Origin of the sequence: Agrobacterium sp., from assembly GCF_032092815.1 — a bacterium.
In the GTDB taxonomy this organism is placed as follows: Bacteria; Pseudomonadota; Alphaproteobacteria; order Rhizobiales; family Rhizobiaceae; genus Agrobacterium.
The window spans coordinates 52,699-65,491 of record NZ_DAMDBP010000023.1; the positions used below are offsets into that span (position 1 = coordinate 52,699).

Here is a 12,793-nt window from a genome sequence, read left to right on the forward strand (position 1 = left end):
CTGTTATCCGGTGAGTGTTGTCGGAAGTATCGAGTCGATTTCGGTCGAATCTCACTATAGGTTCGACCTGAGATTGCAATGAAAGAACTGGCATTATGGTCTTTCAACGGCATGTCAGATGAAACTCTGCCTGCTGCAAGGACCAAGAGGAGGGGATGTGAAACGTTTTCTGATCAGCCTGCTGGCCATGGCAAGCATTCCCTTCGGTGTCGCCACCGCCAGTCCCGCGACACCCCAAGTGGACACGGTCCGGGCTTTCCACGATGCGGTTCATGAAGGCAATGTTGCCGAGGTGCGTGCCATGCTGAAAACCGATCCAGCGCTGGCCACCTCCGAGGACGAATACAAGTTTCAGCCCATCCACCTGATGGACATGTATTTCGAGCCTGACATTCTCGATCTGCTGCTCGCCGCCGGTGCCGATATCAACGTCCGAAACGACGAAGGAGTGACCCTTCTGCATATCATCACCGATCCCGATGCCGTCAGTGTGCTGGTGGAAAAGGGTGCGGATATAGAGGCGCGCGATACCAATGGCTGGACGCCGCTCATCATGCAGGCCAACAATCAGGACAACGGCCCGGATGTGGTTGCGGCGCTGCTCGCCAATGGCGCAAATCCCGATGCAGAGGGTAACAACGGCGAAACCGCCTTGTCCTTTGCGCTTGAAACCGGGGACGAGGATTTCATAAAGGTATTGAAGGCTGGCGGCGCGACCAAATAGTGTCACGGCTGTAAGCCAAGGGAGAGGGGCATTTACAGTGGTTTGGAATATCAGGTCGTCACGCGTCACCTACAAGAACCGCTGGATGGAGGTCCGTGAGGATGAGTTCACCCGTGAGGACGGATCACCCGGTCTTTACGGCGTCGTCAGCAAACCGGATTACGCGCTGATTGTGCCGTTGGAAAACGGCCATATCTATTTGGTCGAACAGTACAGATATCCGGTGTCGGGCCGCTATTGGGAATTGCCACAGGGCAGCAGCGAGGCAGAACCGGACAAGGACCCGGCAGAGCTGGCAAAGGCGGAACTGGCGGAAGAAACCGGCCTGACGGCACAAAGCCTGCAGCATGTCGGCCATCTGTTTCAGGCCTATGGTTATTCCAGTCAGGGTTTCAACATCTTCCTTGCGACGGGTCTTACCCAAGGCAAACAAGATCTCGACCCGGAAGAACAGGGGCTGATCTGCAAGGCCTTTTCATTGGCTGAGGTCAGGCAGATGATCGAGGCTGGCAAGATCAAGGATAACGCAACACTTGCCGCCTTTGGCCTGTTGCAGATAAAGGGTCTTCTGTCTTTCGCTCCTGAAGAAAATACCGCGCGCTGATTGGCGCGGCTGCTTGGCGTCCACGGGCGGTGACAAGGCAGCCTTTCATGCTATCAAGATATGTGAACGAACCGCTTGGCGCTTGGGAGGCATCCATGGCAATCAGTCCTGTAAAAGGGCCCGCATCTTATTTTCCATCCATCGAGGCCAAATATGGCCGGCCGATTGCCGAGAGGAAAGAGCTGATCCGCAGCCAGGCCGGCAAAAAACACATGGAGCTGGTCAACTGGCTGAAACAGGAACATGGCATGGGCCACGGCCACGCCAATGCGCTGGTGGCAGATACGCTGCGCGAGCAGTGATTGCCGGCCGCTCACGATCCAAGCAACGCAGGCAAGTATCGTCCTTGTTGTCAACAGCTCTGGATTTATGCCTGAAATCCCACTCGCGCTCCGGTTTATGCGCCGTACCGTGTTGACTTGCCAAAGCAGCCTTTATCTAAAAAGGGCAAGGGTTTGCGGGGGTACCGGTTTCCGCGCAGGGTAGGGGCAACATGAACAAGCTTTTCAAAATCGCCGCAGTGCTGATCCTGTGCGCATTTGACGGGTTTTTACTGTCCGCATTTGCGGCGGAAACCTTTTCCAAAAAAGAGCGCGCGTATTTCGAAGAAGCAATGGCGTTGGCGCGCAGGGAAGATCCGGCGACCTATGCCGTGTTGATGGATCATATTGAGGAAACGGAAGCGATTTTTCGCGAGTATTTTAAAACGGGAGATAAGGTCGCAGCCAGGCAAAAGATACTTGATCTCGCGGGGAAGTATGCAATCCCGACATTGGCGAGAGCAAGCGACGAGACGACCGTGGCACTTTATGCACCTGTGAGGATTGTCATTGAAATGCTCAAGATCCACAGACCTGAGGGTTGCAAACAATTTCTCCACGGTCAGCTTAATACCAATTTTTTGGACAATCCGATACTGACAGCTGCCCATAAATATTTTTCCGATACCATTCTCGAAACCTACTCCAGCGGAAATAAAAACACGCACACAGGCAAACTGCTGACGACAGATGAAGTGCTGCAGATCCTGAGTGAAAACCTGGAGTTTTCCGACAAGGATATTGAGACGTTGGCAAATACGTCGGGCGTGTCCGACGTTGGTGCATGTCAGTTGGCGGGCCGGTTCTTTAATAATGACCTTATTCCGGAAGAACTCCGGGCCGCCTATTTGCGCACGGTCTTGTTTAATCCTGCATGGTTTGATGCAGAAGGGCGGCCGATTGGTCCAAATTGATGGAGAACGGCAATCAACACCGTCGGCGACGTTATCAAAACAGCGGGATCAACGTCCCGCTGTTTTGTTTTTGCCGCTAAAAACGCCTGTCCCTTCACGGAGACATCAGGCTTTATCGCTGCTGTGTGTTCCTGCCTCAAATTCAGGTGGACGCCGGAGGTGAAAGGCGTATCTTGAAGGTCTAATATACGCTGATGTGGGGACGTGATGCTGTTGCAAGGGGACGGTCGTGCTGGATGAAGGCGGCACTTCGGTTTTCCTATGCATCTTCAGCTCAAGGGGCAAGTTCAGGCGCGTCAATGCGGGTGAAGCTGTCGGGGTTGCAAGCGATCTCGACCAATAGGGGATTGTGCAGCCGACGTTTCTCCGGCTGAACGATACCGGTAACCCGGTTGCAATGGATAATTGGAGAGGGCGTGATGATGTTAAGCCATGGATTGATTTGCGCTTTGAGCGGAACTGTCGTTGGTCTCCTGTCTGTCGCATCGGTTGCGGATGCGGCGGAGCAGACAGTCCGCTTCAAGCCAGGCGCGAGCTTTGCAACGTTGAATGGCGCCATCAAGGGGTATGACGGTCAGGACTACCGGTTGGGTGCCAAGGCCGGGCAGGTCATGTCGGTGCTGTTCAAACCGGGTAATCGAAGCTGTTATTTCAACGTTCTTCCGCCTGGTTCCCAGGATGTTGCCATTTTCGTTGGTTCGACATCCGGCAACGAATTTTCAGCCAATCTGCAGGCGACGGGTGATTATGTCATCCGGGTTTATCTCATGCGCAATGCTGCTCGCCGCAATGAGCAATGTAAATACAGTTTCACGGTGGAAATCTCTGGCGAACAAACCGGTGCTGTGGACGCTCCATCAACCGATGCCTTGGTACCGGGGACAGATTTTAATGCGACGAGCGAAGTTCCCTGCGCACGGGTGTCGGGGCAGCCCTCAACCAGTTGCAAGGCCGGTGTTGTCAGGCGTGGTAACGGCGACGCAGATGTCACGATTTTCTGGCCGGACGGTGGCACGCGGGTCTTGTTCTTCAAACAGGGCAAGTTTGCTGGCGCCGACACCAGCCAGGCTGACGGCGCCGCCAAACTCTCGTCGTCTGTCGACAATGGACTGTATTTCATTCGCGTCGGTGAACAACGGTTCGAGATTCCGGACGCGCTTGTTTTTGGTGGCTGATTGCAATCAAATGGGTGGGGATGATGCGTATTGCAATAACGATGATAGCCCTGACGGCTGTTTTGGCAGCGGGGGTTGCCAACGCAAACGACAGCGAACGCAAGAAGCGTCATGAAAGGGAGGCTGCGACAGCCGTGCTCGGTGCCGTGGCTATTCTCGGTATTGCCGCAATGGCCCATCACGCAGACCATCATGATGATGGCAATCATTTACCCGACGCGGAAGCCGAAGCCTATTACGAACAAGGTTATCGAGACGCGCTCTATGGCAATCCATATGACACACGCGCGCCGCGTGAGGCCTACGCGCCGGGTTACAATGCAGGTATTGCCGAGCGCGACAGCCAGCGCCGGGTTGTGCGACATAGCGGCAATGGCGATCTGTCGCAGCGCGCGGGAATGGCCAAACGTGGATGCATCGGGGAGGCCTCTGCCTATTGGGGCATCAACCCCCGCGATATCCATGCAACCAGGGCCGTGGCCGGTGGATCTCAAGCAGCACCCGGTTTCATGATCGAGGTTCGGGCAGGGCGTCTTCATGGCATCTGTGACATGACGCCGGATGGCCGCATCAGCGGTGATTTTGTTGATGGCGGGCGGTTGTGACCTGATCGTTCCAAGCAAACAGCGGGATCAACCTCCCGCTGTTCTGTTTTTTGCCGTTAAAGCCGCTTATCCCTTTACGGTGACAGCAGGTTTTACCTTCGCCACCCGTGTTGCCATTCCGGCCGCAACCATCGGTTCCACCACGCTGTCAATCGGTTTGTAGGCCGTGGGTGCTTCCTCATTCAACCGGGCGCGGATTTCCGCCAGAATATCCGGCCGGCCCATTAAGGCAGGGCTTGTCGGGTCCACCGGTCCAACCACACGCAGCCTGTTGCCGATAACGCCCTGTGCCCGTGCCTCCTGGCGGGAAAGCCTGCGTCCGGCCCCGTGAGCGGAACTTTCCAGCGTCTCTGATGCACCCCGCCCAGCCAGCAGCCAGGTGCCATCACCCATCGATCCCGGCAAAATAACCGGTTCACCCAACCACTGGTAAGGGCTGGCGGCCAGTGCACCAATGCCTCGGGCCGGGCAGGCGCCTTTTCTGTGCCGCACGATGTCACCATCCTGCCACACGGTATTGTGCGGCGCGTCATAAACCAGCCGGTGCTCAACCTGCCGGTTGATGGCGCGTGACACGGCCTCAACCGCTGCAAGCCCAATCAGGAAACGATTGGCAAAGGCCGCATTGGCGGCGTTGGCATGGCCGGTCATATAACGTTGGTAAAGCTCCGGCTGGCGGTCTCTGGAAAGCACCCGCCAGTCGAGACCGCGTTTGTCATCTGCCTTCAACCGGTCCTTGATTGAGGTGCCAACCTGCTGGCCAAAGTCCAGCGAGCCGGAATGCACCACCAGCACGACAGAGCCGTTTTTCAGGCCGGCCGCCGTCGCAAAGGCACCATCGACAATGTCCTCGACATGACCGATTTCCACGAAGTGGTTGCCGCCACCAATCGTGCCCAAAATCGCGTCGTGGCGGTGCTGGTCATCAATCCGTGCATAGTCCTGAAAATCCGGATCGACCCCGGAACAGGCAAATACGCCATTGTCGCATTGCCGCTCCAGATCATCCCAGGCGTGGTTGATATCCAGCCTGCCAAGCAGGCCCGTTGCCTTGTGCTGCAGGCTGCTGAGCAGACCCGGCAAGCCATCCCGCAATATTGCGTGGCGGTCTTTGCCTGTTAGCGCAATGTCGCGCCCGCCCTGGAAAAACACATGCCGCAGATGCCGCTCCAGCAGCGGTGTTGCCACCTGCTCTGCGGTGATGTTGCCCAGCACCATCATGCGCATGCCGCAGCCAATGTCGGACCCGATCAAATGCGGCACAACCGCACCCTCGAAATCTGCGACAACGCCAACCGGCACGGGTTTGCCGGGGTGAAAATCCGGCGTGGTGGCGACAGCCCTCAATTGCGCCTTCTTGTCAGAAAGCGCTTCGGGCGTCGGTAAGGCGCTTGCAAGGTCATCAAGCGAGCGCGTGAAAGATCGTTCCGGTTCGTCGTGTGCAACGACAGACCTGACGACATGCCCGGCAACATCGCCGGTGCGGTATTTGAAATATGGTGCGTACACTGCTGTTCTCCGTAAGTGCGCGGGTTTCAGCAGCCGCGGCAATACAGAGAGGAGGGGCCTTTGCCACAAACGAGGTGGGAGGTCAACAGCGTCAACAACTGGGAGTCGACAAGCGTGCGATCTCGAATAATACCGTCTAAGGCAATAATACAGAATCTGTTGCTTTAATTTTCTAAGTTATATTCAGCAGATATCGACATAGGTAACCTTCATGAAATTCGCTCTTCCACTTGTCATTCGTGAGTTAATTGTCGCTCGTAACAAAATCCGAGATCATTACGCTAATTCGGAGCTTTCATTCACTCTTGATGGCAATCTGGTGGGTGACTTAGGTGAGGCTATTGCTGCCGATATCTTTGGCATTAAGTTGGTTGCTCGAAACGGTACCGGAATTGATGGGCATGCACCTGATGGTCGGTCGGTACAGGTAAAAGCAAGCGCGACCAAACGCGGCCCAGCCTTCAGGATGGTTGATACGCGTGCGGAACATTTGTTGTTTTTCCACTTAGATATGGATGCTTGCACAGCGGAGCTGTTATTTAATGGGCCGGAACAATTAGCACTTTCAGCGCTGAAAGTGCCTTGGCAAGGTCAACGTATGATATCTGTTCCCCAAATTCGTGCGGCGAATGCTCAGGTTAGGGAAGAGGAGCGCCTCATGCCTCTTGCGCCGCCTTTACCTTCCTCATTCGAAAATGCTTTAAAGCACCCATGACCAAACCCACGCCTGAACAGACTGAACGACTCACCCACGCTCTTGAGCGGTTTACGCGTCGCTTCAAGGTGGCCGAGGCAACGGCCGCCATGGACAATGCGCTAAGCGCGCTTGATGTGCAGACCCTGCTGTTCGTGTCGGATCACAAGGGTTGTGGCCTGGGCGATGTTGCCCGTTACCTGCAGGTTCCGCTGACCACCATGTCATCGGCCGTTGACAGGCTGGTGCGCAAGGACATGGTTTTGCGCGAGCGGCCGGAGGAAAACCGCCGCGCTGTCGCACTGTCTTTGACCGCGCAAGGTGAGGGTGCTGTTGCCGGTTATATCGCCGGTTACGGCGCCACCTGCCGCGCCATGCTGGAAGCGCTGGACCCGACCGAGCGGGACGAGTTTGTGCGGCTGACACAAAAAATCTCAAAATCCGAATATTGAATAATACGAAAATCGTAGTATTTACCTGATCAATGAAACGATCAGGGATTTTACGATGAGCGATTTAAACCGCATCGCGCTGGTAACCGGTGCCAACAAGGGCATTGGCCTTGCCATATCGCGCCAGTTGGGCGCGCAGGGGCATTCCGTCTGGCTGGGTTGCCGCGATCTTGCGCGCGGAGAAGCGGCCGCCGATCGGCTGCGTGCCACCGGCATAAAGGCGCAGGCCGTGCAGCTGGATGTGACAGATGATGCGAGCGTCGCCAGTGCCGTTGCCACATTGTTGCGCCACACGGACCGGCTGGATGTGCTGGTCAACAACGCCGGTGTGATGTTTGCCCCGCCGCCATCCCTGGCCGAAGAAAACCTCGATGAGATCAGGCAGATGTTCGACACCAACGTGTTTGGCGTGTTGCGGGTCACGCAGGCGTTTCTGCCCCTGCTGCGCAAATCCAGCGCCGCGCGTGTGGTGATGATGAGCAGTGGTCTGGCCTCGATCAATGACGCGATGGACATGCGCAGCGAAACCTGGACCGTTGGTTTTGGCGGTTATTGCAGCTCAAAAACCGCGCTCAACATGCTGACCGTCAAACTGGCGAAAGAGCTGGAGCGTGATGGCATCAAGGTCAATGCGGTTGATCCCGGCCTGACCTCAACAGACATGACCGGAAACGGCCCCGGCCACTCCGCAGATGTCGGCGCACGCCCCGCGGTCGCGCTCGCCACAATCCATGCCTATGGCCCAACCGGTGGCTTTTTTGCCTGCGCGCCATCGGGTGAACTCATCCGCAAAGAGTGGTGACCTCAAACGTCACAAGGGAAACGGCGGAAACGCCGTTTCTGCAAAACTGCACCAATGCCGGTTCTGGAAACACGCTCCGGTAACATCATGCTGATGGCCAAAGTCTCTGCCTTCCTGATGTCGTCGCATGACATCAAGGAAAACGCCGGGTTGAAAAACACCAGGCGTTAAGCATGCAATCGGGCATGTCTTTACACGACGAAGTCAAGGCAATAGCGAAAGCTCCATGGCGCGAATATTTCTCATCGCGCAATCGGGAGTGGTTTTTGCAATGACAAAAATGCTGGATCGGACGATCATCATCTTGTTCGTGTTGACGGTCATTGCTGTTGCCATTCCGCAGGTCGGCTTGCTGGCGGCTTTCACCGGCTTTGGTCTACCCATCACCATTGGTATGTGGGTGGCACCGGCGCTGTTGCTTATCCTCGTAATGTTTTTGATTGTGAACGGCCTGTTGCCATCGCGCCTGCCAACGCGCCCACTTATCGCGCTGGCAGTGGTGCTGTCGCTGCTGGCCATTCCGCCTGTGGTGTTGAACCAGAAGATCGACGCAGAGGCGCTGGCCGCGACTGCCAATGACCATAATGACCTGGCCTTGCCAATAAAACAGCGGGTCATCGCCGTTCGCCAAAACTGGTATTGGCGTGGAAGTGACACCATTGAATGTGATGCTTTTTGCCTGCATGCCCTGTTGACCGGTACGGCCGACAAGGTACTGCTTGTGCATACCGATGACACATCAGCGAGGCCCAGTCAGCAGCAACAGGCGATAGGTTTTCGGTTTGAACAACGTGCCACATGCCCGGCGATCAAATTTCCCAATACAGACCTGTCGCTGGATTTACCGCAAGCAGACGGCTCAAAGGGGCGAGTTCGTGCCACAGACCTCGTCAATCTCAGGCTTAGCCGGAGGGATTGCCTGATCAGATACCAGACCTCGCTGGCCGAGGCGGATTTGGTGATCAGCTGGGGTGACAAGCAAAACACATCACGGCCAATCAATGATGGTTTTCTGCTTGATGTTGATACCATCTCGACAACAAGCATGGTGGTTCATGCGCGAGACACTGTCTCGGCTGATTTTCAGGAAGTCTATCGCAAAACAGGCGTTTCTTATCGCCCGTTCGGTTATCTCATGGTGCCAACCCTGTTGTTGGGGTCCATGACAGAGGCCAAACTCGGCTGGTGGCGTTTGCCGAAGAGCATCAATATTTCGTCGGGATCTGACAACCCGCGACGGGATTGGGGCGTGTTCCTCACTGAGACCATGCAGTTCGATCTGGCACTGGATGACAGGTCGGCCAGCAACCAGATTGGCAGCAGCATTGAGGCGGCCATGTCAGCTGGGCGTGCGCCAACTGGTGCGGAATGGCTGGCCTATTCCAGCTATACTGACAATGCCATTGTCATGGACAAGCCCAGCAAGCTGGTGTTTGACCTGCAGATGAAGGTGCTGGCGGACCCGAATTTTCCGCCACCGCCAAGGCTCTATGCCACCGTCAGTCATGCGGCCAAACAACAACAGGCATCTCTGCCGGAGCTGGCAGATCTCTTGGTAAAACGCGCGCTCGCCGGCCAGACATGGCCGCACCATATCGGCGTCAGTGAAGACCAGTCACTGGCAACGCTGGATCCCGGCATCTGGGCTTTGCCGAATGATGCATTGCAGCCATATCTCGCTGAAATGATCGAACTGTCGAAGAAAGATGCCGCCCGAACATCAATGATGAACGGTCTCAGCAAATTGCATGTTTATGGTGATGCGGCCGTGCCTGCCATGCTTGATTTGATGATGTCAGGCGTGAATGGCGGCGAGAATTTTTTCCGTGTCGGCCACTTCCAGCGACCATATCTCGCCGGTCTGCAGGGCCTGTGTCTGGCTGGTGACAGGGCACCTTCGGCCTTGCCCTCCCTGCAGGACTGGCTGGTGCAAAAACGTTTGCCCCTCCATGCCGGTTATGGCGATCTGCTCATCACCACCATGGTGCGGCTTGGCGCGCAACCGGATGAAGTCTGGCAAAACCATTTCCTGGGCAAGTCCACGCGTAACCGCGCCCAGTTCGACCGCGTGGTCAAGCGCAGCCAGTCACAGTCTTTCACCTGCCTTTATTGAGTGCGCGGCGTGTGCCGCGCCGTCAACGCTCACGTGTTTCCAGCCACTGCCGCATGACCTTTACCAGCGCCTCCGGTTCTTCCAGAGGTATCATGTGGCCTGTCCTGGCAATGATCTCGAGGCGGGAGCCTGATATGCCCCGGTGTAGCTCTTCGGCTTCCGCGTGGCTGCGCAGCCGGTCATTTTCACCTGCCACAACAAGGCACGGGCAGTGGATCTGCGCCAACAGCGCCTGTTCATCCACCCGTTCCAGCAGCGATTGGCGGCGAAACACATCACCGCCCAGCCGGTGGCCCATGTCCTGAATGCGGGTAATCAGGTCGCTGCGCCCTGTATTGTCCGGGTGCAGGGAGGAGGCAACGGCTGCGGTGCTGAGGCCCTTGAAGGAAAGGCTGTCCGGCTTGTGCGCCACGGCCTCTTTTCGCTGGCGCTGCACCTCGGTGTCACCACGCGCAGATGTGGCAATCAGTATCAGCGATTTAACGCGCTCAGGTGCCTGTCGCACAATCTCGCGCGCCACATAGCCACCCATCGAAAAGCCGACTAGATCAAATGTTTCCGGCGCCTGCGTCAACACGCGGCTCGCCATATCCTTGATCGTGCCGTCCTGAAAAAGATCGGCATGCACCATTGGCCCGAATTCATCAAGACCCGGCGTCACATCGCGCCACAGGTCGGCATCCAGCATGAAGCCGGGTATCAGAAGCATCGACATATCATGTCCATCGTCATTTCAAGGTTGCCACTGAGGTGGCGCAACGCAGATGAGTTAGCGCATCGGGGCTGACTTGGCTACCGACGTCCGGTAACAGGTGCGAACATTGCGATTGTCATCGATATGGCTATCCTTTGAGCGTAAAGTGCAGCAGGCACTGCCACTCGGCGGGTGCAACAGAGACAAGACGGAGTTTGGCGTGGCGCAGAATATTTATGACAATCCGGCATTTTTCGCCGGTTACAGCCAGCTGCCGCGTCAGGTGCTGGGGCTGGATGGCGCGCCGGAATGGCCGGCCATTCGCGCCATGCTGCCGTCCCTTGCCGGCAAACATGTGGTGGATCTCGGCTGCGGTTTTGGCTGGGCATCCCGCTGGATGGCCGGGCAGGGTGCCGCCAGCGTGCTAGGGTTCGATCTCTCGGAAAACATGATCAACCGCGCAAGACAGGACACATCCTCCAGCGCCATTGCTTACGAAATCGCTGACCTTGAAACGCTGGAATTGCCGCAGGCGCAGTTCGATCTTGCCTATAGCGCGCTTGCCTTTCATTACATCAGGGATTTTGCGCGGCTCACACGCATGGTTCATGCGGCCCTCAAGCCCGGTGGTGATTTCGTGTTCACCATAGAACATCCCATCTTCATGGCCGCCACCCATCCACACTGGATTGAAGATGAAGACGGCCGCAAAACCTGGCCGGTCAATGGTTATTCCGTCGAGGGAGAACGCCGCACGGACTGGTTCGCCAAGGGTGTGGTCAAATATCACCGCACCATCGCCACCACGCTCAACACCCTGATTACGTCAGGTTTTGACATCCGTGAGATCAAGGAATTTTACCCGACGGCAGACCAGATCGCGGAAGTCCCAGCCCTGGCCGAAGAGCTGGAACGACCGATGATGTTGCTGGTATCGGCACACCGCGCCTGAACTGGTGGCGCTGCGGTACTCAAACCGTGCCAAACATCAGCGAGCGGTGCACACCGGCACCTGCCAGATTGCCATCACCCACCGCCAGCGCCACGGAGGCTATCGGCCGTGCCGCATCACCGCAGGCAAACACGCCGGGCAGGGAGGTTTCCTTCATCACGTCGGTCTTGATGGTCGCGCCTAACGGACCTTGCTCCATCTCAAGCCCCAGATCATGGGCAATGGGGCTCGCCAGTTCAAACGGCGCCATGGCAAACAGGCCGGCGAAGGAAAGCACCCGGCCATCGGTCAGCTCTATGTCGGCATGGCCGGTAATCGCGGAAATTAGGCAGCGTTCCAGCGTCGTACCGCGTGCTGTCAGTGCCGCCAGCTGTTCGGCGTCCGGGGTAAACGCGTCGTTCAACAGCAGGGTGGTCGGCCCCCAGTCCGGCAGCATCAGCGCGTGGTGCATGGAAAGCTCGGACCCAGCAATCACGCCAATCGGCCCCTGGTTCAGCTCATAACCGTGGCAATAGGGGCAATGAAACACCGTTTTGCCCCAACGCTCGGCAAGCCCTTCTATGCCAGGCAGCAAATCCTTGACGCCGGTTGCCAGCACAAGGCGGCGAGACAGGTGGCGCACAGCTCCAGCCAACACGTCAAAACGCGCATCCGTGCCGCTTGTCTCCAGTTTCTGCGCGCTGTCGGCACGGGCAGAAAGCAAGGTGATTGTCGGGTAGTTCAAAACCTGCTCGCGAGCCTTGGTCGCAATCTCTGCCGGGTCCACGCCATCCTGCGTAATGAAACCATGCGAGTGGGCGGCAAAACGGTTGCGCCTAAGGCCTACATCAATGATCAGCACCTTGCGCCGCGCACGGCCCAGCTGAATGGCAGCGGAAAGGCCGGCATAGCTGCCGCCAATGATGATAACGTCGTACATCGTGTCAGTCATGGAATACCTCATCAATCTTTCGTCGCAACATAAGTATCGTGATATTGTGAAGTCAATAGTCATGATACATTTGATGTGACGAATTGTGGTGTGTAGTGATGATGTCGGGCAGGTGGGAATTTACATTCCCGCCATGAGTGCATTTATTGGCTTCCTAATATCATCAGGATTGTGCACATAGATCAGGGGGACGCGAACCGGGAGCGATGTGATCATGGCAGAAATACCCATCCGCAGTTTTGGCGTGGCCGTTGTTGTGCTGCGTGAAGTCGGCGCTGAAACGCAGCTGCTGCTGATGCGCCGT

General features: G+C 56.6%; 14 protein-coding genes. 11 read left to right on the forward strand and 3 right to left on the reverse strand.

All coding sequences use genetic code 11. From position 1 onward, the window contains the following. Positions 1-157 precede the first annotated feature (157 nt). The 6 genes from RT613_RS14795 (at position 158) to RT613_RS14820 (ending at position 4,342) form a co-directional block, all read left to right on the forward strand. A complete protein-coding gene (locus tag RT613_RS14795) occupies positions 158-724 on the forward strand; it encodes an ankyrin repeat domain-containing protein (protein WP_313616478.1) in 567 nt (188 codons plus the stop codon). A 37-nt stretch (positions 725-761) separates the two neighbouring features. After that, positions 762-1,328 carry an NUDIX hydrolase gene (locus RT613_RS14800; RefSeq protein WP_313616480.1) on the forward strand — a complete coding sequence of 189 codons (567 nt, stop codon included), beginning with the start codon at positions 762-764 and terminating at the stop codon, positions 1,326-1,328. Between the two features lie 95 nt (positions 1,329-1,423). Next, positions 1,424-1,630: a DUF4287 domain-containing protein gene (locus RT613_RS14805; protein ID WP_313616482.1), complete on the forward strand. Its 207-nt coding sequence runs from the start codon at positions 1,424-1,426 to the stop codon at positions 1,628-1,630. Positions 1,631-1,821: 191 nt separating this feature from the next. Beyond that, the gene (locus RT613_RS14810; RefSeq protein ID WP_313616484.1) at positions 1,822-2,562 is read left to right on the forward strand and encodes a hypothetical protein; all 741 of its coding nucleotides are present in this window, start codon (positions 1,822-1,824) and stop codon (positions 2,560-2,562) included. Between the two features lie 419 nt (positions 2,563-2,981). Further along, on the forward strand, positions 2,982-3,737 hold the full coding sequence (locus tag RT613_RS14815; RefSeq protein WP_313616486.1) for a hypothetical protein: 756 nt from the start codon (positions 2,982-2,984) through the stop codon (positions 3,735-3,737). A 23-nt stretch (positions 3,738-3,760) separates the two neighbouring features. Next, on the forward strand, positions 3,761-4,342 hold the full coding sequence (locus RT613_RS14820; RefSeq protein WP_313616488.1) for a hypothetical protein: 582 nt from the start codon (positions 3,761-3,763) through the stop codon (positions 4,340-4,342). A 66-nt stretch (positions 4,343-4,408) separates the two neighbouring features. Here the strand turns inward: RT613_RS14820 and RT613_RS14825 are convergent, their stop codons facing one another. After that, positions 4,409-5,851 carry an RtcB family protein gene (locus RT613_RS14825; protein WP_313616490.1) on the reverse strand — a complete coding sequence of 481 codons (1,443 nt, stop codon included), beginning with the start codon at positions 5,849-5,851 and terminating at the stop codon, positions 4,409-4,411. A 211-nt stretch (positions 5,852-6,062) separates the two neighbouring features. Between RT613_RS14825 and RT613_RS14830 the strand changes: the two genes are divergently transcribed. The 4 genes from RT613_RS14830 (at position 6,063) to RT613_RS14845 (ending at position 9,912) form a co-directional block, all read left to right on the forward strand. Beyond that, entirely contained in the window at positions 6,063-6,566 is a 504-nt protein-coding gene (locus RT613_RS14830) for a DUF6998 domain-containing protein (RefSeq protein ID WP_313616492.1), read from the forward strand. After that, entirely contained in the window at positions 6,563-6,997 is a 435-nt protein-coding gene (locus RT613_RS14835) for a MarR family winged helix-turn-helix transcriptional regulator (protein WP_313616493.1), read from the forward strand. Before RT613_RS14830 ends, RT613_RS14835 begins: the two co-directional genes overlap by 4 nt. A 55-nt stretch (positions 6,998-7,052) precedes the next feature. Beyond that, complete coding sequence (locus RT613_RS14840) at positions 7,053-7,799, forward strand: SDR family oxidoreductase (RefSeq protein WP_313616495.1); 747 nt, start codon at positions 7,053-7,055, stop codon at positions 7,797-7,799. 271 nt (positions 7,800-8,070) lie between these two features. After that, positions 8,071-9,912 carry a hypothetical protein gene (locus tag RT613_RS14845; RefSeq protein ID WP_313616497.1) on the forward strand — a complete coding sequence of 614 codons (1,842 nt, stop codon included), beginning with the start codon at positions 8,071-8,073 and terminating at the stop codon, positions 9,910-9,912. A gap of 22 nt (positions 9,913-9,934) precedes the next feature. Here the strand turns inward: RT613_RS14845 and RT613_RS14850 are convergent, their stop codons facing one another. Beyond that, on the reverse strand, positions 9,935-10,627 hold the full coding sequence (locus tag RT613_RS14850; RefSeq protein ID WP_313616499.1) for an alpha/beta hydrolase: 693 nt from the start codon (positions 10,625-10,627) through the stop codon (positions 9,935-9,937). Positions 10,628-10,826: 199 nt separating this feature from the next. Between RT613_RS14850 and RT613_RS14855 the strand changes: the two genes are divergently transcribed. Then, entirely contained in the window at positions 10,827-11,558 is a 732-nt protein-coding gene (locus RT613_RS14855; protein ID WP_313616500.1) for a class I SAM-dependent methyltransferase, read from the forward strand. Between the two features lie 19 nt (positions 11,559-11,577). Here RT613_RS14855 and RT613_RS14860 read toward each other — a convergent pair whose 3' ends face one another. Then, positions 11,578-12,489 carry an NAD(P)/FAD-dependent oxidoreductase gene (locus RT613_RS14860; RefSeq protein ID WP_313616501.1) on the reverse strand — a complete coding sequence of 304 codons (912 nt, stop codon included), beginning with the start codon at positions 12,487-12,489 and terminating at the stop codon, positions 11,578-11,580. Positions 12,490-12,793 lie beyond the last annotated feature (304 nt).